The following is a 26,552-nucleotide window of genomic DNA, read 5'->3' as shown; positions in this document are numbered from 1 at the left end:
AAATAACTCAACTTTATTCTTTTATATCATGGTATAATTATTGTGAAATAATTCACAATAATAGGAGGTTTTACTATGAAAGCGTATAACTATGTTAACCCTGGCGTTGCGGAACTCATCGATAAAGAGAAGCCTGAAATTAAAGAGAGCACTGACGCTATTATTAGAATGGTAAAGACAACCATTTGCGGAACAGACTTACACATTATTAAAGGTGATACGCCTGAAGTGACTGCAAATACAACCTTAGGTCATGAAGGTATCGGTATTGTTGAATCAGTAGGTAGTAATGTAAATAACTTTAAGGTTGGAGACAAAGTTATCGTCTCTGCAGTTTCATCTTGTGGTAAATGTTATTACTGTAAAAAAGGGATTTACGCACATTGTGAAAATGATGGTGGCTGGATTTTAGGACATTTAATCAATGGTACCCAAGCTGAATATGTTAAAGTTCCTTTTGCAGATAATTCTTTATATCACGCACCCGCTTCTTTACCTGACGAAGCACTCGTCATGTTATCAGATATTCTACCAACTGGTTATGAAATTGGCGTATTAAAAGGTAAAGTAAAACCTGGTAGCACTGTCGCTATCGTCGGCGCTGGTCCAGTCGGATTGGCCACTTTATTAACTGCTCAGTTCTTCTCTCCTTCTAAAATTATTATGATTGATTTGGATGATAATCGTTTAGAAACAGCTCAATCACTAGGTGCAACACACGTTGTTAATTCCAAAAATGCTGAAGAAGCTATTCAAAAAGTAAAAGAACTCAACCCTCGTGGCGTGGATGTCGCTATTGAAGCTGTAGGTATTCCACAAACATTTGATTTATGTCAAAAACTTATAGGTGTAGATGGAACCATTGCTAATGTCGGCGTTCATGGTCTACCAGTTCAATTCGATATTGATAAACTTTGGATTAAAAATATCAATGTCACAACAGGTTTAGTTTCAGGTAATACGACTGAAGAATTATTAGAAGCTTTAAAAAGTAAGATTATTCAACCTGAACAACTCGTCACACATTATAGTAAGTTAAGTGACATTGAAAATGCATATGATTTATTCAGAAATGCTACAGATCACAAAGCAATTAAATTATTAATTGAAAATGATATTACCCCAGCATAGGGCGAACTCTTTTTTACAACATTAAAAATAAGCATTTAATTCTTACTCAATCATTTTGTTAAAGATGACCAAGTTTGAATTAAATGCTTTTTATTTAGTTAAATTTCTCAATGTTACTTAAAGTAGAAGTACAAGTAACCAATAAAAATAGGAATTGTTGTCAGAGAATTATTGAGCATATGTACCATCATACTATCCTTCAAATTTCGCCTTCTATTATAAGTAATATAGAGGGCGCATCCCATTAAAAAATATAATCCGTAGGAGAATATATTTGATGATAGATGTTGTGAACTGAATACCATTGATGAGATGATTAAAGGCAACCAGAAGCGACTTTTCATAAATAAAGTTTCTTTGAAAATTCCTCTAAACACAAGCTCTTCAAGATAAGGTCCTATGAAACAAATACATAATACTGTTACAAGTACAATAGTAGGATGAGGTAAATGACTTTTATCTACAAGTGAGCTAAGACTTTCATCTATTGTTTTTTCATTCTCTGTGTTTGTATCACCTGTAAAATAGAGCATTAAAAGGTTAGCACTAATACTACACATAATCACTAGGAGAAAGAAACCTAAATTAATTAAAATGTCTCTTGCTCTCATTTTATAGTGTTGATATTCATATGTACGATGTAAATAATATGACCGCACACCCCATACAATAAGTAATGCTATCCCTAGAGTAAGCATACTTATGGCAATCGTATACCAATCATTTAGACGCAATGATAAGGGAAGCGCAACTAATGATATGCCTACTGGTATTTGTATAGCAATTGACATGACAAAGATGATTAAAACATTGAGGATTTTATTACCTTTGTGCCTTTCATTCGACTTTTTGTCTAACTTGGAATCAATCATGCCCCATATCCACCCTTCAACTTGTTATGACATACATGTGACTTATACCTCTACATTGCAATTTATCAATGCTTATGTCAATAAAGATGTAAAAAAACAAGCTAAGACATCAATACTCAGCTTGTTTTTCCAAATTGACAGTACACTTATATTAAGTGCTTCCAATCCTAGCCATCTTACAGCGGGCTTACAACACGGGTCTATCCCACTTCCAATTAGCTATTATTATTTAATTGTCATAATGACCTTTCCAGGATCAACGTCTTTAACATCTTCAACATTTAAAGTACGCGCTCCTAGATTTGTAATAATCACTGGTGTAATGATACTTGGAGCATTTTCTTTCAAATAAGCTAAGTCAATCTTCATTAATGGTTGACCTTGCGTCACTGTTTCATCGGCATGGACTAGACTTTCAAAACCTTTGCCATTTAATTTTACAGTATCAATACCGATATGAATCAATACTTCCACGCCTGAATCTGATTCTAGACCAATTGCATGTTTCGTAGGGAAAACGGTTTTCACTGTGCCATCGAAAGGTGCAACGATTTCACCCTTTTCCGGAATAAATCCTACACCATCACCCATCATCTTTTCAGAGAACACCTTATCAGGAACTTCAGAAAGTGGGATGATGTGACCATGGCCAGGCGCAAAGAGTTCTGTTTCACTCACATCTTCGACATGAATCGGTTCATCAGAAACATCTTCAGTCACTGTCGTTTCACTAGGTTTAGTAATTTCACCACTCATAATTTTAGCCATGTCATGCTTAATCTGGTCTGATTTAGGTCCGAAAATGGCTTGCATATTATTACCAACTTCTAGAACACCTGAAGCACCTAAAGCTTTTAGACCTTGTACATCTACTTTAGATTTATCTTCTACTTCAACTCTTAAACGCGTGATACAAGCGTCTAAATGTTTAATATTCTCTTTGCCACCCATAGCTTCTAAAACGGCAAATGGAAGTTCACTTGTTGAGGTACTCTTGGTAGCAGTTTGTTTATCTTCACGGCCAGGGGTCTTAAAGTTAAATTTAGTGATAAGGAATCTAAATACAAAATAGTAAATGACTGCATACACTAAACCGACTGGAATGACTAACCACCAAGACGTTTTATTAGGTAAGATGCCTAGTAATACATAATCAATAAATCCTCCCGAGAATGTATAACCTAAATGAACATCTAATAAATATAAAGTTAAGAATGCTAAACCATCAAGTACAGCATGTATAAAGAATAATAATGGCGCAACGAATAAGAATGAGAATTCTAAAGGCTCTGTGATCCCTGTTAAGAATGAAGTTAATGCTGCTGAACCCATTAAACCAGCAACTATCTTTTTATTTTCTGGCTTCGCTGTGTGATAAATCGCTAATGCTGCTGCAGGTAAACCAAACATCATAACTGGGAACTCACCTTGCATGAATTTACCAGATGTTAAGTGTGCACCTTCACGAATTTGTTCTATAAAGATACGTTGATCCCCTCTGATAATGTCTCCTGCTGCATTTTTCCAAGAACCGAATTCAAACCAGAACGGCGCATGGAAGATATGATGCAATCCAAAAGGAATAAGTAATCTCTTAATAAAACCAAATAAAAATACCGCTAAACCTGTATTAGAATCGAGCAATCCTTCACTAAATGAATTTAGGCCCGTTTGAATATAAGGCCAAATGATTGCCATTGGAAAAGCTAATATAAACGAAGTCGTAGCCATCATAATAGGTACAAAGCGTTTACCTGCAAAGAAACCTAAATATGATGGTAATGAAATATTGTAAAACTTATTGTAACACCAAGCGGCGAGCGCCCCTACGATGATACCGCCAAACACACCTGTTTGTAATGTTGGTATACCAAGTACATTAGCATAACCTTTAGAAGGATCACCAAGTTGCTCAGATGTAATATGTAAAAATGCTCCCATTGTCTTATTCATAATGATAAATCCTACAAACGCTGCTATAGCTGCTACACCATCACCGCTCGCAAGACCAATGGCTACACCTAATGCGAATATGATTGGTAGATTATCAAAAATAATTCCACCAGCACCTGTCATCATCGTAGCAACTTGTTGGACAATGCCATTCTTTATGAATGGTAAATAGTGTTGAAGTGAATCACCTTGTAAAGCTGTACCTATTGCTAAAAGTAAACCGGCAGCAGGTAGAATCGCAACTGGAAGCATTAATGCTTTACCAATACGTTGTAACTGCCCAAATAACTTTTTAAACATGTTAAACATTCCTCTCTATCTATAGTAAAAGCGTACATTGGCATAAAAAAAGACATGAACAAACAAGACCATCACTTTCTAGATATCTAGAAAAATGGTAACTCTCATTTGCTCATGCCTGCATGACCAGTAACACGCAATGCTTACTATTTATTTACAATTAGTATACACACTTGATTAAGCGTTTACAAGACAATTCTTTATTTTTTCAAATAAAAAGAACCCGACGCATAAGTCGAGTTCTTTAAGAAGCAACTATTATAAGAAACGTTTAGCTGCTACAGAGATTGGTGGGATTTGATCGAAGTCTAAGTTTTTATCTTCAGTGATTGATCTGTAAGCCCATCTACCGTAACCAAGCGCTTCTTCGTTAACGATTTTACCTGGTAATGGCGCAGCGTTAGGATCAACGTGAACGTCAACGATAGTTGGAACGTCTTGAGCCATAGCTTCTTCTACGATATCGTCTAGACGGCTAGCGTCTCTAACAACATAACCTTTACCACCAGCAGCTTCAGCGAATTTAGCGTGATCCATATCAGAGAAATCAATCGCATATTCTAATTCACCAGCAGCTTGTTGTTCATATTTAATGAATGATAATTGTTTATTGTTTAATACGAAAATAGTCATTGGTAAATCATATTGTACTGCAGTTGCGAAGTCTTGCATTACCATTTGGAATGCACCGTCACCAGCAATAGCTACAGCTTGACGGTTAGGGTATGCAATTTTAGCTGCCATAGCACCTGGAAGACCGCAACCCATTGTACCTAACCAACTTGAGATGATGAATTTATTGTTTACTGATAAGTTTAGGTAACGTGTTGACCAAACTGTTGCAGTACCAACATCTGCTGAGATGATTGCATCGTCTTTTAAGTTAGCATTGATTGCTTTCATTAAGCGTTCTGGACGTAATGGTGATTTATTATTGTTTTTATCTTGTTCCATCCATTTATCCCAAACTGCTTTACGTTCTAATGTTTTATCTAAGAAAGCACGTTTAGCTACGTGTTTAATATTTTCAGTTAGTTGATGGAAAGCAACTTTACTGTCGCCTAAGATACCAACATTGATATTGAAACGGTGACCTAAATTAGCTTCGTTTGTATCAATTTGGATTGCTTTAATATTTTTCTTAGGTAGGTAATCTACGTAAGGGTAGTTTGTACCAGCCATGATTAATAAGTCAGCATCTTGAATTGTTTGATAAGATGTTTTTGTACCAATTTTACCTAAGTTACCAATGCTGTATGGATGGTCATCAGGTAAGATTGTTTTAGCTGGTAGTGTGTGAATTACTGGAATTTTTGCTGCTTCAACAAATTCACGTAATTCGTCTTTAGCATGTTGTGTACCAACACCAATAATCATTACTGGTTTTTTAGCTTTATCGATTAATTTCGCAGCTTTTTTGATGCTCTTGAATTTTGGTGATACAGGTTTTGGTTTAGTTGTATCAACCGCTCTGTTAGTTGTGTCTTTAATTTTTTGAGTTAATAAGTCATTTGGACAAATAACTACTGCTACACCTTTTTTCTCATATGCAGTGCGGATTGCTTCGTTAATGATTTCGAATACGTTGTCACCTTTTTGAATTTGGTGATTGTATACTGAAACATCTTCACATAATTTAGAAAGATTTGTTTCTTGGAATGCTTTAGTTCCTAATAAAGTACTGTTTGTTTGACCAGATAAAATTAATTGAGGAACGTTATCCATTTTAGCATCATACATACCATTTAATAAGTGAACTAAACCAGGTCCACCGATACTTAATGCTACACCGATTTTACCTGTCATTTTAGTGTAACTAGCAGCTGCTAAACTTGCTACTTCTTCGTGACGTACATGGTAGAATTTAAATTGATCTCTTACCGTACGTAAACTATCAACTACTGCGTCGATTGAGTCACCTGGAATACCATATAAATGGTCGATGTCCCAAGCTTGTAACGCTTTAACTAATGCTTCGTTTGCTTTAATTTTTGCCATTTTTACAAATAGCCTCCCTTTCTAATATATGAGTACATCTTTCCCTTTAGTAAAACATTAAAATCAGTATTGGTATTAAGACTGAGCTAATGACAGCCGTAAGAATCATACCAATAGAACTAAATGCTCCTGATTCTATATCTAATTCCAATGCCTTTGCTGTACCGAAGGCGTGAGAAGCATTCCCATAAGTTAATCCTCTGGCTATAGAGGACTTAAAACCTCCCATACGCAATAACATTGAACCTAAAATACTGCCGATTAAACCTGTAGTTATAATAAAGAGTACAGTCATCGTATCTGTGCCTCCCAATTCATGGGATACTTCGATACCAACTGCAGCAGTGATTGATCTTGGTAATAGGGTGACAATCGTGTCCTTAGAATAACCAAAGATTTTCAACGTTGTAAATACTAACACAAAATTGAGCAGTACACCAGTCAACACGCTTGCAAATATAACAGATATATATTGCTTTATTTTCTGTCTATTTTCGTATAACGGATAAGCAAGACAAACGACTGTAGCGTTTAAAACGTGGTTAATCCAATTACCACCTTTCATATACCCTTTATAACTCACTCCAAAAACCAATAATACAACTATTATCCCTATTGAAGCTATCAGTGCGGGATTTAGAAATGGATTTTTATATTTATCTTGAAGTCTCTTCGAACCATAGTACAAAACGACTGTTAATAATATCATGAGAACGGCTTGTAAGTAATCATTCATGACTGATCTGTCCCTTTTGTTATTTTGTCTTTTCCTACCATTTTTTCAGCAATGAAACCTGAAGATAAAGCGACTAAGCATGTGCCAATAATAATAACGATGAAGAACAATACGTAATTCAATGTAATATTAGAAGCAACATCCATAATCCCTACTACTGATGGGATAAAGAAAAATACCATTGTCTTGAGTAAGAAATTAGCCCCTACATCAATCCAACTTTCTGGAATAATCTTAAACTGTAAAAGAAAGAAGAACAATATTAAACCAACGATACTACCTGCAAGTGGGATGTGTAATAGTTTCTGCACTTCTGTACCTATAAAAGTAATGAGTAAGATGAGTGCAAGTTGAAGTATTAATTTAACCAAAAATCGAGCCCTCTCCATCATCAACATCCCTTTCTATCAAATTGTGTCTAAATTGTTACTAACTTTTTTCAGTGTTACTATCTATTATAATGCTCGCGATTCTATAGTGAAAATATCTATTCAGAATGTTTTCTATTCCTCTAATCTATGAAACCGTTTGCACAATCCGATAAAAAAACTGTCGAATAATGATGTACACTATCGACAGTTTTTCTTAATCTCATAATGAAGTGATTCAATTTATTCTGTTAAGTTTTCCTTTAAAAATTCTATCCATTTATTCGTTGCATGACTTAAACGTTTATCTTTCTTCCACACAACGCCAAGTTCCCAATCTGTATTAGCATTTTCTAATTTAATCATTTTTACGTCATCATTAAGTAATTCAGAAATCGTTGCTGGTAAAATGGTAATACCTAATTTATTTATAATGAGATTTTCTATTACGTTCCATTGAGATATTTGAGACGCCATGTTGGGAACAAACCCAGCATTTTTAGCATTTTCAATAATTTTATCATTCAAATAAAAATCTTCATTAAATAATATAAAATTTTCTTCTGCTAACTCTTCCATATTAATAGAAGATTTGTGTGCTAACGGATGTTCTCTGTGTAACACCACTCTTAAATCTTCTTTATTAAGTGAAATAGATTCGAATAAATGATGGTCAACTGGCAAAGTCGTAACACCGATATCAACTTCATCGTTTAAGATGAGGTGCTCTGTAGTTTTCCCTCCACTTTCAATGAGATTATATGTAATATTCGGATACAATTGGTGAAATTCCCCTAATATACCTATAAATTTACGCATACTCATGACTGCTGACATACTAATATTAATATGTCCTGATTCTAAACCAAACATGCTATTAATCTCAGTAGGTAAATTATCATATAAGGCGATAATTTCCTTACACTTATTGAAGAAAATCTTTCCTGCATCTGTAAGGACTAAATTTCTCTTACTTCTATCGAATAAAGGGACAGCCATTTCCGCTTCAATATCCTTAATCGCCTTACTAATGGTAGGCTGTGCGATGTATAGTGATTTAGAAGCGTTTGTCATTCCACCTTGTTTGACGACTTCAACAAAGTACTTCATATGTTTAATATCCAAGCATATCCCCTCTTTTATAAAAATAAATATTAACTACAATTAATTATACAATAAGATTGACCTTTCTAGTGATTAAAATTTTTTTGAATACAATTCAGTATAATCATTCTTATTTAGTAAGTATTTTTAACAAATGAAAATATGTTATAATCGTTTTTGGCTCAGATTACATTTTTTGAGGTGAGGAATTGAGCTTTTACGAATTTATGCAAAATTTCCTTGGTGATGACACACCATTAGGTGAATTGGTTGATTGGATTAATCAAGATATCAATTTTCCTAAAGAAGTGAAGAGCCATAGTGAAATATTGACATATTTTCGAAATAATCCATGTCCTGAAAACATACCAGTGACGAGTATCAAACGTGCACTTGCTGTTTTCAACCAATTCACCGGTATATAATTGATGTTGGAACAATGCTTTTAACATTTATCATATACAAAAATACATGGGGTTTATCATCTCGCATGGCGTCCTCCTATGGGCGCCTTTTTCTATTATAAATTGCATACAATATTAACTTTATTACAAAATCTGCCACAATATTTCATGAGGATTACATTTACTTGTATAATTCGTTTCTTATATTGTATTACGTATTTTTAAATATTATTATGAGTGAGGTTAATAAATAAATACATTTTTTGGGGAGAAGAAATGAAACTTAAAAAATTATTATCACGTATTATTATCGCTACTGGAATAATGTTCACTGGAACTTTGACATATCAAACAATGGAACAAACGCACGTATCTCACGCTGCTTCATATAATTATTACAACAAACACCAATGTACTTGGTGGGCCTATAAACGTCGTGTACAATTAGGAAAACCTGTTTCTAACAGATGGGGAAATGCTAAAAACTGGTACTATAATGCACGTCGATCAGGTTATTCAACAGGTCACAAACCAAGAAAATATGCTGTGATGCAATCAACTGCAGGTTATTATGGCCATGTTGCTGTCGTTGAAAGAGTATATAAAAGTGGTAGCATCAAAATTTCGGAATATAACTATAACGTGCCTTTAGGTTATGGCACACGTATTATCAGTAAATCATCCGCACGCCACTACAATTACATTTATTAATATGTATAAAGCCATCAAACAAGTATCTATCCATATTTATGATTACATATGGAGAACATACCCGTTTGATGGCTTTTTAATTATGATTGGCGTATATTTTCTAAAATTTCTTTAGCTTTAGCTGTATTGGCGCGAGGTTCCTGTTTTAATGCCTCTGCAACTTTTGCAATTTCTTCCCCTTCGGCACCAACTACAATGGCTAAGGATTTGTATTGTAGGCTCATATGTCCTTGTTGAATGCCTTCTGAAACAAGCGCTCTACATGCAGAGAAGTTTTGGGCTAATCCCACTGCAGCTACAACATGCCCTAATTCTTGAGCTGTTTCCACATTTAATAAATCAAGAGAAGCTTTAGCAATTGGCAATACTTTTGTTCCACCGCCAACAATTGCTAATGTCATTGGCACTTCAATCGTACCAATCAATTTGCCACGGTCTTTATCATATTCCCATGTTGCGATACCTCTGTAGTGTCCATCACGACTTGCGTAGGCGTGTGCACTGGCTTCTGCGCCTCTAGTATCGTTACCTGTGGCTAGAACTACTGCATGAATACCGTTCATTACTCCTTTATTGTGAGTAGCAGCACGATGAATATCAACTTGTGCTAGTACCGATGCACGTTCCATTCGATAAGCTACGTCTTCGCCACTTCTCTCTCCTCTATTTAAGTCTTTAACATCTATTTCACCTTGCACTTTTACAACGGAAGCTGTCGCGTGATTTGATAAGATGCTCATTAATACCTCTTTGTCTGGGAATTCATTTTTAAGGTGTGCTGTAATAGCTTCAAGAATCGTATTTAACATATTGGCACCCATCGCGTCCTTCGTATCCACGAATACTTTCAGTGACAATAAATTTTGTTCTGGAAATGTATCAATTTCGATACGTTGATAACCGCCACCACGTTCTTTGATAGATGGATATGCCTCATCAGCAATTTGATGAATTTGAGACTCAAGACGCTCAATATCTGAAGATAATTGTTCAGTATCTTCCACACCATCAAAGACGATTTGTCCTATCATTAGACGTTGACTAGAAATCGTTTTGAATCCTCCACTTTGATTCACTAATTTTGCCCCGTAACTCGCAGCTGCCACGACTGAAGGTTCTTCTACCATCATTGGCACTACATATTCTTTATCATCCACCACTATCTTCGGTAATAGTCCTACTGGTAAAGCGCCTTGTCCAATGACATTCTCTATTAAACTGTTCGCAACTTCTTCATTTATAAGTGGTTGATTGAGTAATGATTCATAATTATCAGTATGAAGCCAACCATATTCGACTAATTGTTTTAATTTGTCTTCTCGCGATAAATGTCTAAATCCCTTTTCTAAACTTTTCATGAGTATACTCCTTTATATATGTCTATCTATTTATTTTAAACTTGTTAATAATTATTTTCCTGAAAATTAAAGATTCTAAAACTTCGCATATGCGATTGATTACATGGTAGCAAATTATCGTGTAAAACGCTTACATTTCTGTTATACTTTGATGAATTATTCTGTTATATTTCATTGTATAATAATGTATCGTTCTGATATGATACTAATGCTACTTTTAAAAATGAAAGGATGATTCGCCTTATGAACATAGGTATCGATAGAATAAACTTTTACGTACCAAAGTATTATGTAGACATGGCAAAACTCGCCGAAGCACGCCAAGTTGATCCAAATAAATTTCTCATTGGAATCGGTCAAACAGAGATGGCCGTAAGCCCAGTAAACCAAGATATAGTATCTATGGGAGCAAATGCTGCTAAGGATATTATAACAGACGAAGATAAAAAGAATATTGGAATGGTTATCGTCGCAACTGAATCTGCTATCGATAATGCAAAGGCAGCTGCCGTTCAGATACATCATTTGTTAGGTATCCAACCCTTCGCGCGTTGTTTTGAAATGAAAGAAGCATGTTATGCCGCAACACCAGCTATACAACTTGCTAAAGATTACCTCGCACAACGTCCTAATGAAAAGGTATTAGTCATCGCAAGTGACACTGCACGTTATGGTATTAACTCTGGCGGTGAACCTACACAAGGTGCCGGCGCTGTAGCAATGATGATTTCACATGAACCAAGTATTTTAAAATTAAACGATGACGCTGTTGCATACACTGAAGATGTATATGATTTCTGGAGACCAACTGGGCATAAATACCCACTAGTTGCCGGAGCATTGTCTAAAGATGCTTATATCAAATCTTTCCAAGAAAGCTGGAATGAATACGCACGTCGCCAAGGAAAATCATTATCTGACTTTGAATCACTTTGTTTCCATGTTCCATTTACTAAAATGGGCAAAAAAGCATTAGATTCGATTATTGATAATGCTGATGAAACGACTCAAGAACGTTTGAAATCAGGTTATGAAGATGCAGTGTATTATAATCGCTACGTCGGTAATATTTATACTGGATCATTATACTTAAGCTTAATTTCATTACTAGAGACACGTGACCTTAAAGGCGATCAAACAATCGGATTATTTAGTTATGGTTCCGGTTCTGTAGGCGAATTCTTCAGTGCAACACTTGTTGATGGCTTCGACAAACATTTAGATATCGAAGGTCATAAATCATTATTAAACAATCGTACAGAAGTATCTGTTGAAGAATATGAATCATTCTTTAAACGTTTTGACGACTTAGACTTTAACCATGAGATTGAACAATCTAATGAAGACAAAGATATTTATTACTTAAAAGACATTCAAGAAGATATCCGTGAATATCATATTCCAGAATAAAAAATAATAAAGTGCAAGGGAGTAGGCCAGCGAAATTGATTTCGCTATCCTACTCCCTTTCTATTATCTTATGGTTTTGTACTATGTTTAGGACGATAAAGTTTTGTCATATCGACATTTTCAATTTCTAACAATTTAATTTTGTTATCAATTGTGCCTCCATAACCTGTTAAACTACCATCTTTCCCAACAACACGATGACACGGTATGATGATTGAAATAGGGTTGCTTCCTACTGCACCTCCAACGGCTTGCGCTGACATCTTTGGTTTATTTAATTTCCGACCTACTATTTTCGCAATATCTCCATATGTTTTTAAATCTCCATACTTAATTGTCGTTAATTCATTCCAAACCTCTTGTTGAAAATTACTTCCCTGTGGCAATAATTGAAAATCTATCATTGGATCGTCACCATTAAAATAATGATCTAACCATCGTTTAGCGCTAGTGAAAATAGGTAAATCATCTTTCATATCAATATTTTTTTCATATTGATGTGGATATAAAAGATGAGTCAGCGAAGTACCATCGCTAATTAACTGTAATTGGCCTAGTGGTGATTGATATGTCGTTTGATATTGCATTGTAACAACTCCTTTTATTTATCTCATACGCGTTGAGTTTAAGTAGAAATGGAAATGGGAATGCTTTACACATCAAATAATGTGGGGGAATATCTATGATTCATCATAAAAACGATGTTGATCTTCATTTTAATAAAAATAATTTAAGTTCTGAAAGTCAAAATCGTGCCAATCAAATTACCACTTTCTACAAAGCTTTATATCAAATTAATGATATTGTATTAGGTTTAATCTTTCTAGTGGGAAGCTTTTTCTTCTTTAGTGACCAAACAATGGTTGCTGGCACTATACTCTTTGTCATAGGCAGTCTGCAGATGACAGCACGACCAGTTATTTCATTTATTCACGATCTCAAGTTATCTAAATTTTATAAACGTAAATATCAAGAAGAATTACAACATCAATCTAAACTTTAAGACGCAACCTAGTCATAAATTCTAAAATAATAGCTCTAAGAGATTGGGACATCATTTATTACTACTGTCCCGCTCTCTTAGAGCGTATTTTATATTGATACTTCAATGAATGATTAAAGATTACGTGTTGTTACCTGCATCTGTATCTTTTTGTTTACTTATTCAAAATTATACAGCTGATAACCTTTGTCTTTCGCATATTCTAAAGCTAAAAGTTCTAAAATATTAATAAAAGTTGGTTCATCTTTCACCTTAATGTATTGGAACGTTAAACTATGTTCTTCTGCAGTGATACTTTTTAAATCAGAAGTATCTAGATTGTTGCTTTGCGCAAATCCTTTTCTAAATTTCGTCGTACCACTATCAGACTGTGAATTATATTGACCTAACTTAGTATATAAATCTTTAGAAATAGGCTTATATGTTGTTGAGTAACCACCTGTTTGCCCTACAAATACTGGTTTCTTTTGATCAAAAATAACATAGACCCCAAACTTATCTTTGACTTTTTCTCTATCTTCTTTCGTGAATGATAACGCTTCTTTCTTATCATACTTAAATAATTTCTTTAATTTTTTCTTATTATCTTCTAATAAGTTATCAAGCTTCTTGCTACCTTTCATAAGTCAAATCCTCCATGTTTACTGCAAAATAATTAAATACTACTATTTATAGTTACATATAATATATCACTTTTTAAAATTATTAATCATTATTTTTGTAAATTAATAATTACTCAACTTTTTCTTAATAATAAAAACTTCTTCATTAACGAGCCGTACTCGAAAACGAAGAAGTTTATATGAATAGCTTTAAATTTTAGAATGTGTTGGGTTTACTTTGTCTGAGGCGGGATGGTCACACTGGCAACCTGTCTTACAACCGCCACATTGCCCTGACTTAGAACGTTTAAAGAACTTATAAAGCGACATGATTGTATAACCAAATATCGCTAAACAAATGATTATATTAATAGCGATGTACATATTATCACTTCCTTATATAAATAATTTACTTATTTGATAAAATGCTAGCGTTAATCCATATGCAGTAATAATCGGATAAATGAGTGCGAATAATGTCCATTTCCATGAACACGTTTCTTTACGAATCGTTTCGACTGTAGAGATACATGGTACATAGAGTAATATGAATATCATAAAGGCATATGCAGATAATGGTGTGAATTGCTGTTGGATAACATGAACCAAACCATCTTCACTGGATGAATAGAGAATTGCCATAGAACTAATAATCACTTCTTTAGCTAAAAATCCAGGAATTAATGTTGCACCAGCTTGCCATGTACCAAAACCTAGTGGTGCAATAATTGGTGACACTGCCTCTCCTAAAATGTGTATGAAACTTTGGTTTATTTTCACATTCACGCCATGAGGGCCGATGTAAGTCAAAGCCCAAATTACTACTGAACCACCAAAAATAAATGTACCAGCTTTTCTTACGAATCCTTTAGCCTTTTCCCAAGTACTTCTCCAGAGTGTTTTAAAGGATGGCACGCGATAAGTAGGTAGCTCAACGATAAAAATCGAATCTGAATTTTTTAAAATACAGCGATTTAAAATCGTGCTGACAATCAACGCGACTAAAATCCCTAATAAATATAGACTTAGCACTACTAGAGATTGATAAGCTTTAAAGAATACGCCCACAAATAAAGCATAGACAGGTAAACGCGCTGAACAAGACATGAAAGGTGCGATGAGTATCGTAATCAAACGTTCTTTTTCATTTTCAATACTGCGTGCAGCCATAATACTTGGCACATTACACCCAAATCCTATAATCATTGGAATAAATGATTTACCACTGAGTCCAATGGTTTCCATTGTTCTATCCATTAAGACGGCAATCCTTGCCATATAACCCGAATCTTCTAATAAAGAAATAAAGAAGAACAGCACGACGATTTGAGGCACAAAGACAAGTACTGAACCTACGCCAGCGATGATGCCGTCCGTAATTAAATCTTGAAGAAATGGCAAAACGTGCAAATCATTCATGAGTAACTTTACCCAATCTGTAAATGGCCCTCCAATGAAGCTATCCATCTGGTCAGATAATGGGGTGCCTATCCATGTGAATGTCGTTTGAAAAATAAGCCACATAATACCTAGAAAAATAGGGATCCCTAAGTACTTGTTAATAAGAAGTTTATCTATAGTGGCAGTGAGGAATTGTTTTTCTTCTTCAGGATATTCAACTGCACCTTCTAATATTTCATTGATATAGTTATTGCGTATCTTTTCAATTTGTTCACGAGCATATAAATCTGATTGATGGTTTAATTCTTGTTTAATGGGCGCGATTTGTTCTAAAATTGCATCACTTAATTTTTGAGAAATTTGTACGTTATCGAGTAAATATTGTATTGCTATAAAACGAATGCGTTCTTTTGGAAAGTTTGAATTTGTTTTTATAATTAAACTCATGCGTTCAATTGCATCTTCAATTTCTTTACCATAATCAATTTTAAATACTTGTCTGTCATCGGGCTTTAAAAACTCTAACTCATGTAATATGTCATTAGTCCCTTTAGATTTTCTAGCCACGATTGGGAACATAGGTATTTTTAACCTTTTCATTAATTGATCAAATTGAATCTTGATACCTCTTTGTGTCGCTACATCGACCATATTTAATCCAATAATTAATGGCACATTTAATTCCATTAGTTGAATAGTGAGTTGCATATTTCTCTTAAGTTGACTAGCGTCAATAATATTGATTGCGCCTGTGAAATTTGTCGTCAATAAATAATCAGTGACAACTGTTTCATCTTTGGAGATCGGTGACAAGTCATAAATACCTGGTAAATCAATTAAACTACCTAAACTCCCTTTCAATTTACCAATCTTTTTTTCTACTGTTACCCCACTCCAATTTCCTACGTATTCGTACGAACCGGTTAAAGCATTGAATAAAGAGGTTTTACCTACATTTGGATTACCTAATATACAGAAAGTCTCACTCATCGAAATTAGTCCTCCAATGCAATAAGGCGTGCATCAGATTGTCTTATACTGAGATATTGCCCATTTATTTCCACGATACTTGGTCCATTTAACAAACATTGTTGCTTAATACTGATTTCGCTACCTTTAGTTACACCCATAGCACCTAACCGATATAGCATTTTTTTATTTGTAATTCCTATATGCTTGATTCTATATTTTTTGTCTTTTAATCCATTCTTTACATTCAACATCATACTCACCTTTTTATCTCTAATTAAGAATCATTATCATTAAGAAAAGAATATGCCTCTACGTGATTTTTTACAATATCTACAAAAAGTTAAATGTGTCGATTTGGTGAAAATATGTAAAATTCGACTATTTTAATCATTATCGTTGCGTTATAAAATTATCATCGCTATAGTCTAACTATACAGTGTAGATTTTTAATGTGAGGTTATGTTATGAATGAAAATGACTTAAGAGTAATTAAAACTAAAAAAGCTTTATCAACAAGTCTTTATGAACTACTAGAAAAACGAAGTTTTGAAGTAATTTCAGTTAACCAGATATGTAATCATGCGATGGTTCATCGCACAACATTTTATAAACATTTTTATGATAAATATGATTTATTAGTCTATTTATTTAAATTACTCACTAAAGACTACTTTTCAACAGATTTAAAAGAACGTTTAAATAATCCGTTCCAAACGATTGAAGCTACCTTTACGAATAAAGAAGAATTAGAAAGAATAGAGAAGGTTCAAAAAGATGATGTTTCATTCGCTAAAATATTTAGAGAATTTTGTGTAGACATTATGAAGGCAGATATTAAAGAAAATATACATCGTATTTCGGTCGATACTGCAATCCCAGAAAATCTTGTCTTTTACATTTATGGTTCGACATTAGATGGATTTATGGAGTGGATCAAACAAGAAGATATTGATTGGCCAGCTTCAGAAATTGACGCCGTCTTTCATAAAGCGATTAATCTAAGCATTTCTGAGTAAGCCATCTACAATTAAAAGTGATATAAAATAGCCGTCATTTGAAGAGAAGCACGTAAGTATACGCGTTTCACCTTCATCATGACGGCTAAATTGATTTTATTTAGAACATTTCAGAAACAACTTTTTGTTCTAAGAAGTTTAATAAGTAGTCAGGGCTACCTGTTTTCGCATCTGTACCAGACATTTTAAAGCCACCAAATGGATGGTAACCAACAACTGCAGCAGTACAACCACGGTTGAGATATAAGTTACCTACATCATATTCATTCACAGCTTTAATCCAATGTTCACGGTTATTAGTAATCACAGCACCAGTTAAGCCATATTCTGTGTCATTCGCTACATCGATGGCTTCATCGAAATTATCTACTTTAATAAATCCAACAACTGGTCCGAAGATTTCTTCTTGCATGATACGGTCAGAAGATTTAAGACCTGAGAAGATAGTTGGTTCAATGAAGTAACCTGTTGAATCATCAGTGCCCCCACCTTGTTCTAATTGGCCTTCATCTTTACCAATTTCGATATAATTTTTAATTTTGTCGAATTGCTTTTGGTTAATGACTGGTCCCATGAATGTGTTATTTTCAGTATTACCTAGAGTGAGTTCTTTTGTAAGTTGAACTGCTTTTTTAAGGACTTCATCATGTACATCTTTATGAACAATGGCGCGTGAACATGCTGAACATTTTTGTCCTGAGAAGCCAAATGCAGAAGTTACAATCGCTTCAGCAGCTAAATCTGTATCTATGTTCTCATCAACAACGATGGCATCTTTACCACCCATTTCAGCAATGACACGTTTCAAGAAGTGTTGACCTTCTTGAACTACTGAACTACGTTCATATATACGTGTACCTGTGGCACGAGAACCTGTAAATGTAACAAAGTGTGTGTCTTTATGGTCTACTAAGTAGTCACCAATGTCTTTAGGATCACCAGGGACAAAGTTGACAACGCCCTTAGGTAGACCAGCTTCTTCTAATATTTCGATTAATTTATATGCTGTTAATACAGTGTCTTCAGCAGGTTTAAGTAATACTGTATTACCTGCAACTACAGGAGCTAAAGTTGTACCAGCCATAATTGCAAATGGAAAGTTCCAAGGTGGGATTGTAACGCCTGTACCAATTGGTTTATAGAAATATTTGTTATGTTCCCCTTCACGATCTAATACAGGTTTACCATCTGCTAAATCCATCATTGAACGTGCATAGTATTCGATGAAGTCGATACCTTCAGCAGCATCACCAACCGCTTCATCCCATGGCTTACCTGCTTCATAAACCATAACAGCTGAAATTTCTTCTTTGCGACGACGGATAATCGCTGCTACACGTAATAATAATTCAGCACGATCTTTATGCGACCATTTCTTCCATGATTGATAAGCTTCATTAGCTGCTTTAAATGCATTTTCCACATCATCTTTTGTAGCTTTAGAGACTTTTGCAACCAATTGAGATGTATCTGCAGGGTTTAAAGACTCAAATTTGTCGCTTTTATCAATTTTCTCTCCATTAATGACTAAAGGAATATCTTGACCAAGTTGGCCTTTTACCTTTTTCAATTCTTCATTAAAACGATCTACATTGTCTTGAACTGAAAAATCAATCCCAGGTTCATTTTTGAAAGGTACTACCATTCTCATTTACCCCCTATGTATTTTAAATTTATTTAAAAATCACAAAACATTGACATACATTTAAATGATAGTTCATATCATTTATTTCATTCTACTATGTAACAACATGATTTTGCAATCGCTTACATTTATATTATCAGAAAAGTCTTGAAAATAAGTTGACAGCAAATGATTTATCATAGTCAATAATATGATTATCGTATATATATTTAATTCTTTTTATATTAAAAAATGTTGTTGAAAACAAGAAGATTATTATATACAATTAATGACTGGGCCAGTATTTTATAAAACAAAATAAATTCAGAAAGGTATCACTACATGAAAACTTATACATCTGTAATTTTTTGGATGCGTTCCATTGCTTGTTTAAGTATAGTAATTATCCACTCAATTACCACTACTTTTTCAAAAATGCATGACGTTCCACATAGTACATCTCTCCGACTATTCCAACTATTATTAATGTTTAGTACACCTATGTTCGTGTTTATATCAGAATTCTTACTAGCCAAAAATTATGGTTCCAAGATAAAGAAAGGATTCTTCAAAAATAAATTAATCTATTTGGGGATACCTTATGTAATAATCAATTTAAGCATTTCCTATTTTTACTTTAGACCGAAAAATTTACATGAATATCTCTTCCATGTTGGAGATACAATGTTTCACGGAGGAGCTGTTACATATTTTATAGTAATCATTTTTCAATTTTATTTACTGCATTGGCTATTTTCTAAATACTTAATTGGTTTAAATCCTATTAAAATGATTGTAATATCAATTTTAATAACTACTATGTATTGGGCCATGAGAACTTTTATATCGCCTCCTAATAATCCGATATTAGCAGCTATATGGGATCGTGAGGGATGGATGATCTTCATAGGATGGTTGAGCTATTTCTTGCTTGGCTTTTATATAGGAACTTATTATGAAGCGTTTATGAATAAAATCAAAGATTATACTTGGCATATTATTATTGGAGCATTTCTCTCAATAATTTTTATGTTTTTAAATTATATATTGGGTATAAGCACATGGGTAGAATCAAAAAGAGTGGACACTCCTATTTATGTAACAATGGTAATTTTATTGTTTTTCCTTTTCTCTTCTTATATTAAGTATGTACCAAAATTTATTGTATTTATTAGTAATTATTCTTATTGTATCTACTTAATTCATTATTTCTTTGTTCATGATTTAGGATTACTGAGTCGTAACCCCATTAAAAATGTATTATTCAATACCATCGTTACACTTACTCTAGCTATTACAGTTGGATATCTCTTTAATTTATTCAAATTTGGAAAATACATTGTAGGTGGAATAGGAAAAATTAAATATGAAAATATTTACGAAAGCTATCAAAATAATAATATGGATTAAAATAAATTAAGACTAATTTTCTTCGGTTAAAGTATAAAAGGCAAGTTCTATCTATATAGAACTCGTCTTTTTTTAGTTTATGAAAAATATCCTTAACTCAACAATACTCAACCTTGAAATTTAGTTAAATTAAATAAAAATATTATAGTATAATGTTAGTGTTAATTATTCAATACATCTTAAGGAAGTGCATCTATGAAAGCTTTAATTACTGGGGGCGCAGGTTTTATTGGGTCACACATTTCAGAACGTTTAACTAATGAAGGAGTGGAAGTACATGTCATTGATAATCTTAGTACAGGAAGATTAGAAAATATTCATTTCATACCTAAAGAACATTTTTATTTAAAAGATATTACTGATGTGACTTTTGTTTCAGAGTTAATTAAAAAAGAACAATTTGATTATATCTTTCACTTAGCTGCGATGGTAAGTGTAGTTGAAACAATTGAAAAACCTGTTATCTCAAACGAGACTAATATTAATGCAACGATTAATTTATTAGAAGCTACACGAAAATGGGATAGTCAAATTAAAAAATTTATTTTCGCATCATCTGCCGCTGTGTATGGCGATTTGCCTGATCTACCTAAATCAACGATAAATTCTAAAGTAGCCCCTCTTTCCCCTTATGCGATACAAAAATTTTCTGGAGAACAGTACGCTCACATTTATCATCATCTCTATAACGTACCTACTGTATGTTTAAGATTTTTCAATGTTTATGGACCAAAACAAAATCCGAACTCTGATTATTCAGGCGTTTTATCAATTCTTAATGCAAAATTTATTAATAAAGAACAATTTACGTTTTATGGTGACGGTGAACAAACGCGTGATTTTGTATATATAGATGATTTAGTTTCAGCAATATGGACAGTACTTTATTCTAAAGACACTAATGGGGGTATATTCAATGTTGGAGCTGGAAGCGAAACATCTCTTAATACTGTTTTTAAATCCTTTGAAAAAGTCTTTGGCTATACCATTCCTCACATTTATAAAGAATGTCGAATAGGTGATATCAAACATTCATATGCAGATATTACCCCACTTAAGCGTCTGGGTTATTCACCACAATTTAATATTCATAGTGGTATTAACGCTTACGTATCATATAGTAAAAATAGTCATTAAAAAAATCAAAACGGTGAATCATGAGCTGACCAACCGTTTTGATTTTTATTTTTATTGTAGTAAATCATAGAATTCTTTAATAGCTTTAGCATTATAAGCTTCAGCATCAAACTTTTCATATTTCTCATTTTGACCTAATATGAATGTTTCAATACCTTTTGCAATCTCCTCTATCTCGTTGATAACAAGTGTTCCATACTTGCCATCCTTTAATACATATCTGTTAGCAACAATATCTGATGCAAGAACATTCACTCCTAGAGTTAAAGCTTCTAATAGTACCATTGATTGTCCTTCGTAATGAGAAGTGAGTGCAAATAAATTTGATTGTTTCATCACATAAAATGGATTTTTTCTGTGTCCTAATAAAAACACATGGTTTCTCATTTTTAATTTTTTTATAAGCGACTGTAGAGATTTTTTTAATGGTCCTTCACCCATAATATATAATTTTATGTTTGGATATTTTGGCACTAATTTAGCAACCGCATTAATGAGTAGATCAAATCCCTTTTCAGGAGAAAGTCGCCCTATGCTCACAATTTTAAAGTCATTGTTACTAAACTCAACTGTTTGAACATTACCATTTTTAATATTGATTAAGACTGACTCACCATTTTTCTCGAATCGATCTGAATCATCTTCTACTAAAGTGTGTATCTTATTTAAGTTAATCGTATTTCTTGAAGAACAATACTTATCACTTAATAAAGGATTATTTATTTTTTCTTTGTTTAAAAGACTCGTAGCTTCGGAAACGCTGACGAGTTTATCAAAATATGGATAAAGAGAAACCAAACCTTTTAAATTTTGATAATGTGGTCTCACACCATTAATTCTTCTTTCCATATCTGCTTTAATATCACTATGTAAATAAACTAATTTACGTTTAGCATTACTTGCTAAAATAAGATTAGCCCAAAACATAGAATAACCACTAAAATCGATAGCATAATCAAAATGAGAATCTCCAAATATTTTTCTAAATTCTCGTTGATATACCTTTTTAGGGTAGAGGAGTTTTTCTAAAAATGATTGAAGCCCTCTTTGTTTTACAAAATCAACCTTATAACACTCTTTTAAGGATGCAAGTAATGGCCCTCTTCTAAATATAATTCTTACATTTGGATTCACTCTATCTAAATTGCTCAACATTTCTTCTTTCTTACTATAGTTCAAAAATATCGTAATATCATATTGATGATAGTCAATATTTTCTAATAAATTAATGATTGATGTAGTGATGCCATTATTTTTCATTCCACCTGGATAAATTAAAATTGTTTTCTTTCTTGTTGTATTACGTTTTGGGGATTCCGCTTTTCGATTAAAAATATGTTCAACGATATTTTTAGAAGCATGTCCGTCTTCTAAACTTACATAAGTCGTTTTAAATTTTTCATAATTATTTTTAATTTGATGATTTTCATAACTTTTATTATTGATTGAAGAAATGACATCGTTAATATGGGTGCAAACGGGACCAGGCAATTCATTTGGATTAATATACATTCCCCTACAGAACTTATAGTCATCATAATCAGGAGTATAAAAAATGATTGGTTTATTCGTTACTAAATAATCAAAGAAAATACTCGAATAATCTGTAACCATTAAATCAACAATTGCTAATAATTCGTTGGTATCAACATAGTCAGGAATTAAATAATTTTTCAAATCACAATCCTTTTTAGCCTCTTCATAAATAAAAGGATGTACTTTTACTAATACTTTATAATTTAAATGTGCTTCAAGCTCTTTTGCTTCATTAAGTATGCTTTCTATATTTATATCTGGATTATTTAAATCTTCTCCTCGCCATGTCGGACAATATAATAATATTTTCTCTTCATTTTCACTAATAAGACCTTTCAATGTATTAAGAATTTGAGATTTTTGATTTTTTAATGTTAAGTCAATTCTGGGGTACCCTTTTTCAAGAATTTCTCCATTATAGATGTGATGAAGGTTAAATGCGCTTTTGAATATATTTGTAGTATGCCTATTTGAGCTGATTATATAATCGCTGGATAAAAAATTCTTAATAATGTTCTGTGATCCTTGTACATTGTTGTCCATATCTAATCCCATATATTTCAGAGGTGTCCCGTGCCATGTGTTGATGTAAATTTGATTTTCCTTTTTGGCAAAATATAAGGGAAAAGTTGAATCGTTAATTAAATATTTACTTTCAGCAAGTGATTTTAAGTAATCACTCGAGTCTATAATGACAAAGTCTACGTTATTGTAATTCTTAAATTTATTTTTATAGAAGTTCAATGTTTCTTTAGAATCGACCACCCATTTATGAAGAAATCTTCTATATTCTTTATGATTCACTAAGTATAGAAATATTGCATAAGGATTACCTGTAATATTCTTACCATTTCTCACTTGATATAGAATTTGATGGTCTTTGACTTTTAAATCACCATAATATTTAGCGTAAGTCATCACTTGATGATTATAATTTGATTTATTCATCATATTTATTGGAGATGTAATAAAATTAATTTTTCTTCTACTTTGATTAGCGATAAAGTTTTTAAAATTTTTCATAGATTCCCCTTCTTAGATGTCATTAATATACATAAATTTAAATGTGCGAGTGTTAAAACTTCTCTTTAAATTTATCTTTCCTTATCCATAAAATATTATATACTTTTTTTATATAATGTTATATATGTTCAATGTAAATTTATTCTAAACTCTATCACTGCTTCTATTGTTCTATAGATTTGATTACTTTACAGGGATTACCCACCGCTAAACTATTAGGAGGTATATCTTTAGTTACAACACTACCTGCACCTATGACACTACCGTCTCCAATTGTGACGCCAGGCATCACTGACACGTGTCCTCCAAACCAAGTATTGCTTCCTACGACAATAGGTTCAGCGAGTTCTAAACCTTTATTACGTTCTTTATAATTTAAAGGATGCGTAGCGGTATAAAAGCCACAATTAGGTCCGATAAAGACATTATCTCCAAATGTAATACCTCCACCATCCATTAGATAACAATTTGTATTAATAAATACATTTTTTCCAAATTTAACATTCCAACCATAATCAGTATCAAAAGGTATAGAGATACCTACGTTCTCAGTTTGATATCCAAATAATTCATTCATGATTCTGTCTCGTTTTTCTTCATCACTTGGACGCGTGTGATTCAAATCAAAGCATAATTCCTTCGCTTTCAATCTATCTTTTTTTAATTCATCATCAAAGTTTGCATCATACCATTGATGTGCTAACATTTTTTCCTTTTCAGTCATAAACATTCCTCAATCTTTGCTTAATCAATTTATTTTAAAAGTCACTAAGAGTTATTAAGTAAACTCTCAGTGAACACTTTTCAACGTATTAAGTTGTAATATAATCTCCACCATTAACGTGTATCACTTGACCAGTGATATAAGAGCTATCAGCATGTGTAGCTAAGAAAACATAAGACGGCGCAAGTTCTGCTGGTTGACCACGACGACCCATAGGTGTACCGCCACCTTGATTTTCAACCTTTTCCTCATCAAAAGTAGATGGAATTAATGGTGTATAGATTGGACCAGGTGCTACAGCATTTACACGAATACTTTTCTCCATTAATGTTGTCGCTAGAGAGCGAGTAAATGAGACAATAGCACCTTTCGTAGCAGAATAATCAATCAGATGTCCAGAACCTCTATAAGCCGTCACACTCGTAGTATTAATAATGGCATCGCCTTCTGATAAGTGTGGCACAGCTGCTTGTGACAAGAACATCATTCCAAAAATATTTGTCATAAATGTTTCTTTAACTTGATCGGGTGTAATGTCTTCAAAGTTATCTCTAGGAAATTGCACACCACCATTATTTACTAAAATATTTAATCCACCGAAATCTTTAACGACATTATCGATGAGTTGTTTAGATTGCTTTTCATCTTTTAAGTCATGTGCATATGCTTTCGCTTTGACACCTAATTCTTCTAAGCGTCGAACAGTGTCTTCTGCATCTTGGTGTTCGTCGTAATAACCTATCGCTACGTTTGCACCCTCTTTCGCATAAAGGATTGCGACTGAACGACCAATCCCAGAGTCCCCGCCAGTAATTAATGCTACTTTACCTTGTAACTTTCCTGCAGCTTTATATTCATCAAGCTCAGCAATTGGTTTAGGATTCATATCCGCTTCAATCCCCGGTTGTCTATCCTGAGTATAACCTTTTATCTCCTTATGAAAATCCAATAAACTCACAAAAATCAACCTCCTCTACATTTACAAAACACATTCCCACATAAGCTCCAAAACAAACACGGGGCCCCAACACAAAGGATTTCCTCAAGAAACCCTACAAGCAATGCAAGTTGGGGTCGGGGCCCCAACACAGAGGATTTCCTCAAGAAATCCTACGGGCAATGCAAGTTGGGGCCCTAACAACAAGGGGTTCCTCATAAGAGTTTGACTCTGATTCATTAAAAAACATATGATAAAAGTGTATTATTTTATTAAATTCTTCAAAATATTAAAGATGTAAAAACACTTATTTAAGGAGTTTAAAATGCAGAAAAAATATATAATTATAACCATCATTATTATTATATTCGTTGGCCCAGGATTAATTTTTAATATAGGTAAATATATTTATTTTAATTACCAAAGTCATGAAGAAGCTAAAACTAAAGCTAAAGTTCATCGTTTGCTTAAACAAAAAGGATGGGAAGACAAAATTAAAACAGAGAAACCCAATTTCACGTTGAACACTAGAGAAAATAATGTTGAAGTCACTTTTAAAGATGAGCCCTATAATACATATCAATATGACGTTAATGATGATGGTAAAGTAACTGGAGATGCAGAATTAAAAATGAAATATAAAGAGCGTTTTGATAATGATAAAAAATACAGAGAATATAGAAAGCGACATCGCTTTGAGGAAAAATATGATTTAAAATAAGAAATAATTGAAGACTTTGGTTTACAATAGACTTCGTCTATTGCATAAGAACTACTAACTTCCCTTGGAAGAAGTAGTTCTAAAGTTTGATGTAATTTCAA

The 26,552-nt window shown here is 33.2% G+C and carries 25 protein-coding genes; 9 read left to right on the top strand and 16 right to left on the bottom strand.

From position 1 onward, the window contains the following. Window positions 1-75 precede the first annotated feature (75 nt). Window positions 76-1,131 carry a zinc-dependent alcohol dehydrogenase family protein gene (locus tag JMUB898_RS02175; protein WP_002444316.1) on the top strand — a complete coding sequence of 352 codons (1,056 nt, stop codon included), beginning with the start codon at window positions 76-78 and terminating at the stop codon, window positions 1,129-1,131. Between the two features lie 113 nt (window positions 1,132-1,244). On the opposite strand, the gene JMUB898_RS02170 is transcribed toward JMUB898_RS02175, so the two are convergent. The 6 genes from JMUB898_RS02170 to cidR all read right to left on the bottom strand — a co-directional run bounded on the left by JMUB898_RS02170 (window position 1,245) and on the right by cidR (window position 8,483). Next, complete coding sequence (locus JMUB898_RS02170) at window positions 1,245-2,003, bottom strand: CPBP family intramembrane glutamic endopeptidase (RefSeq protein ID WP_002444317.1); 759 nt, start codon at window positions 2,001-2,003, stop codon at window positions 1,245-1,247. 225 nt (window positions 2,004-2,228) lie between these two features. Continuing rightward, window positions 2,229-4,256 carry a glucose-specific PTS transporter subunit IIBC gene (gene ptsG, locus JMUB898_RS02165; RefSeq protein WP_044466774.1) on the bottom strand — a complete coding sequence of 676 codons (2,028 nt, stop codon included), beginning with the start codon at window positions 4,254-4,256 and terminating at the stop codon, window positions 2,229-2,231. Window positions 4,257-4,514: 258 nt separating this feature from the next. After that, complete coding sequence (locus JMUB898_RS02160) at window positions 4,515-6,254, bottom strand: pyruvate oxidase (RefSeq protein ID WP_002444321.1); 1,740 nt, start codon at window positions 6,252-6,254, stop codon at window positions 4,515-4,517. Between the two features lie 46 nt (window positions 6,255-6,300). After that, complete coding sequence (locus JMUB898_RS02155) at window positions 6,301-6,990, bottom strand: LrgB family protein (RefSeq protein ID WP_002444324.1); 690 nt, start codon at window positions 6,988-6,990, stop codon at window positions 6,301-6,303. Further along, window positions 6,987-7,379: a CidA/LrgA family protein gene (locus JMUB898_RS02150; protein ID WP_037541672.1), complete on the bottom strand. Its 393-nt coding sequence runs from the start codon at window positions 7,377-7,379 to the stop codon at window positions 6,987-6,989. The genes JMUB898_RS02155 and JMUB898_RS02150 overlap by 4 nt, the downstream gene beginning before the upstream one ends. A gap of 222 nt (window positions 7,380-7,601) precedes the next feature. Further along, window positions 7,602-8,483: a cidABC operon transcriptional activator CidR gene (gene cidR, locus JMUB898_RS02145; RefSeq protein WP_002444328.1), complete on the bottom strand. Its 882-nt coding sequence runs from the start codon at window positions 8,481-8,483 to the stop codon at window positions 7,602-7,604. A gap of 188 nt (window positions 8,484-8,671) precedes the next feature. Between cidR and JMUB898_RS02140 the strand changes: the two genes are divergently transcribed. Together JMUB898_RS02140 and JMUB898_RS02135 are read left to right on the top strand one after the other, a co-directional pair. Next, on the top strand, window positions 8,672-8,887 hold the full coding sequence (locus JMUB898_RS02140; RefSeq protein ID WP_037541673.1) for a sterile alpha motif-like domain-containing protein: 216 nt from the start codon (window positions 8,672-8,674) through the stop codon (window positions 8,885-8,887). 255 nt (window positions 8,888-9,142) lie between these two features. Then, window positions 9,143-9,577, top strand: a complete 435-nt coding sequence (locus JMUB898_RS02135) for a CHAP domain-containing protein (RefSeq protein ID WP_037541674.1) — start codon at window positions 9,143-9,145, stop codon at window positions 9,575-9,577. Window positions 9,578-9,657: 80 nt separating this feature from the next. Here the strand turns inward: JMUB898_RS02135 and JMUB898_RS02130 are convergent, their stop codons facing one another. Then, window positions 9,658-10,935, bottom strand: coding sequence for a hydroxymethylglutaryl-CoA reductase, degradative (locus JMUB898_RS02130; protein WP_002444332.1), 1,278 nt, complete (start codon window positions 10,933-10,935; stop codon window positions 9,658-9,660). Between the two features lie 243 nt (window positions 10,936-11,178). On the opposite strand from JMUB898_RS02130, the gene JMUB898_RS02125 reads away from it, so the two are divergent. Continuing rightward, window positions 11,179-12,345 (top strand): hydroxymethylglutaryl-CoA synthase, encoded by a 1,167-nt coding sequence (locus tag JMUB898_RS02125; RefSeq protein ID WP_037541675.1) that lies wholly within the window; start codon window positions 11,179-11,181, stop codon window positions 12,343-12,345. Window positions 12,346-12,413: 68 nt separating this feature from the next. Here the strand turns inward: JMUB898_RS02125 and JMUB898_RS02120 are convergent, their stop codons facing one another. Next, window positions 12,414-12,932: a methylated-DNA--[protein]-cysteine S-methyltransferase gene (locus tag JMUB898_RS02120; protein WP_002444334.1), complete on the bottom strand. Its 519-nt coding sequence runs from the start codon at window positions 12,930-12,932 to the stop codon at window positions 12,414-12,416. A gap of 95 nt (window positions 12,933-13,027) precedes the next feature. On the opposite strand from JMUB898_RS02120, the gene JMUB898_RS02115 reads away from it, so the two are divergent. After that, window positions 13,028-13,348, top strand: a complete 321-nt coding sequence (locus tag JMUB898_RS02115) for a YrhK family protein (RefSeq protein ID WP_002444336.1) — start codon at window positions 13,028-13,030, stop codon at window positions 13,346-13,348. Window positions 13,349-13,506: 158 nt separating this feature from the next. Here the strand turns inward: JMUB898_RS02115 and JMUB898_RS02110 are convergent, their stop codons facing one another. The 4 genes from JMUB898_RS02110 to JMUB898_RS02095 form a co-directional block, all read right to left on the bottom strand. Then, entirely contained in the window at window positions 13,507-13,971 is a 465-nt protein-coding gene (locus JMUB898_RS02110) for a hypothetical protein (protein ID WP_002444337.1), read from the bottom strand. Window positions 13,972-14,160: 189 nt separating this feature from the next. Further along, entirely contained in the window at window positions 14,161-14,334 is a 174-nt protein-coding gene (locus tag JMUB898_RS02105) for a FeoB-associated Cys-rich membrane protein (RefSeq protein WP_002444339.1), read from the bottom strand. A gap of 12 nt (window positions 14,335-14,346) precedes the next feature. Then, window positions 14,347-16,341, bottom strand: a complete 1,995-nt coding sequence (feoB, locus tag JMUB898_RS02100) for a ferrous iron transport protein B (RefSeq protein ID WP_126514778.1) — start codon at window positions 16,339-16,341, stop codon at window positions 14,347-14,349. Window positions 16,342-16,346: 5 nt separating this feature from the next. Next, a complete protein-coding gene (locus JMUB898_RS02095; protein WP_037541676.1) occupies window positions 16,347-16,574 on the bottom strand; it encodes a FeoA family protein in 228 nt (75 codons plus the stop codon). A gap of 213 nt (window positions 16,575-16,787) precedes the next feature. Here JMUB898_RS02095 and JMUB898_RS02090 point away from each other — a divergent pair, with 213 nt between their 5' ends. Next, window positions 16,788-17,339, top strand: a complete 552-nt coding sequence (locus JMUB898_RS02090) for a TetR family transcriptional regulator (protein ID WP_002444342.1) — start codon at window positions 16,788-16,790, stop codon at window positions 17,337-17,339. A 100-nt stretch (window positions 17,340-17,439) separates the two neighbouring features. Here JMUB898_RS02090 and pruA read toward each other — a convergent pair whose 3' ends face one another. After that, window positions 17,440-18,984 (bottom strand): L-glutamate gamma-semialdehyde dehydrogenase, encoded by a 1,545-nt coding sequence (gene pruA, locus JMUB898_RS02085; protein ID WP_037541677.1) that lies wholly within the window; start codon window positions 18,982-18,984, stop codon window positions 17,440-17,442. Between the two features lie 321 nt (window positions 18,985-19,305). Here pruA and JMUB898_RS02080 point away from each other — a divergent pair, with 321 nt between their 5' ends. Both JMUB898_RS02080 and JMUB898_RS02075 read left to right on the top strand, forming a co-directional pair. Beyond that, on the top strand, window positions 19,306-20,373 hold the full coding sequence (locus tag JMUB898_RS02080; RefSeq protein ID WP_037541678.1) for an acyltransferase family protein: 1,068 nt from the start codon (window positions 19,306-19,308) through the stop codon (window positions 20,371-20,373). Window positions 20,374-20,568: 195 nt separating this feature from the next. Further along, window positions 20,569-21,510, top strand: coding sequence for an NAD-dependent epimerase/dehydratase family protein (locus tag JMUB898_RS02075; RefSeq protein WP_002444345.1), 942 nt, complete (start codon window positions 20,569-20,571; stop codon window positions 21,508-21,510). 51 nt (window positions 21,511-21,561) lie between these two features. Here JMUB898_RS02075 and JMUB898_RS02070 read toward each other — a convergent pair whose 3' ends face one another. The 3 genes from JMUB898_RS02070 to JMUB898_RS02060 form a co-directional block, all read right to left on the bottom strand. Next, window positions 21,562-24,069: a glycosyltransferase gene (locus JMUB898_RS02070; protein WP_002444346.1), complete on the bottom strand. Its 2,508-nt coding sequence runs from the start codon at window positions 24,067-24,069 to the stop codon at window positions 21,562-21,564. 163 nt (window positions 24,070-24,232) lie between these two features. Further along, window positions 24,233-24,793, bottom strand: coding sequence for a sugar O-acetyltransferase (locus tag JMUB898_RS02065; RefSeq protein ID WP_037541679.1), 561 nt, complete (start codon window positions 24,791-24,793; stop codon window positions 24,233-24,235). Between the two features lie 88 nt (window positions 24,794-24,881). Continuing rightward, the gene (locus JMUB898_RS02060; RefSeq protein WP_002444350.1) at window positions 24,882-25,751 is read right to left on the bottom strand and encodes an SDR family oxidoreductase; all 870 of its coding nucleotides are present in this window, start codon (window positions 25,749-25,751) and stop codon (window positions 24,882-24,884) included. Window positions 25,752-26,055: 304 nt separating this feature from the next. On the opposite strand from JMUB898_RS02060, the gene JMUB898_RS02050 reads away from it, so the two are divergent. Continuing rightward, the gene (locus tag JMUB898_RS02050; RefSeq protein ID WP_002444352.1) at window positions 26,056-26,451 is read left to right on the top strand and encodes a DUF3139 domain-containing protein; all 396 of its coding nucleotides are present in this window, start codon (window positions 26,056-26,058) and stop codon (window positions 26,449-26,451) included. Window positions 26,452-26,552: the final 101 nt, after the last annotated feature.

The sequence above is a fragment of the Staphylococcus caprae genome (genome assembly GCF_003966625.1).
In the GTDB taxonomy this organism is placed as follows: domain Bacteria; phylum Bacillota; class Bacilli; order Staphylococcales; family Staphylococcaceae; genus Staphylococcus; species Staphylococcus caprae.
The sequence above is the reverse complement of the archived record's forward strand: the minus strand, read 5'-3'. Positions and strand labels throughout refer to the sequence as shown.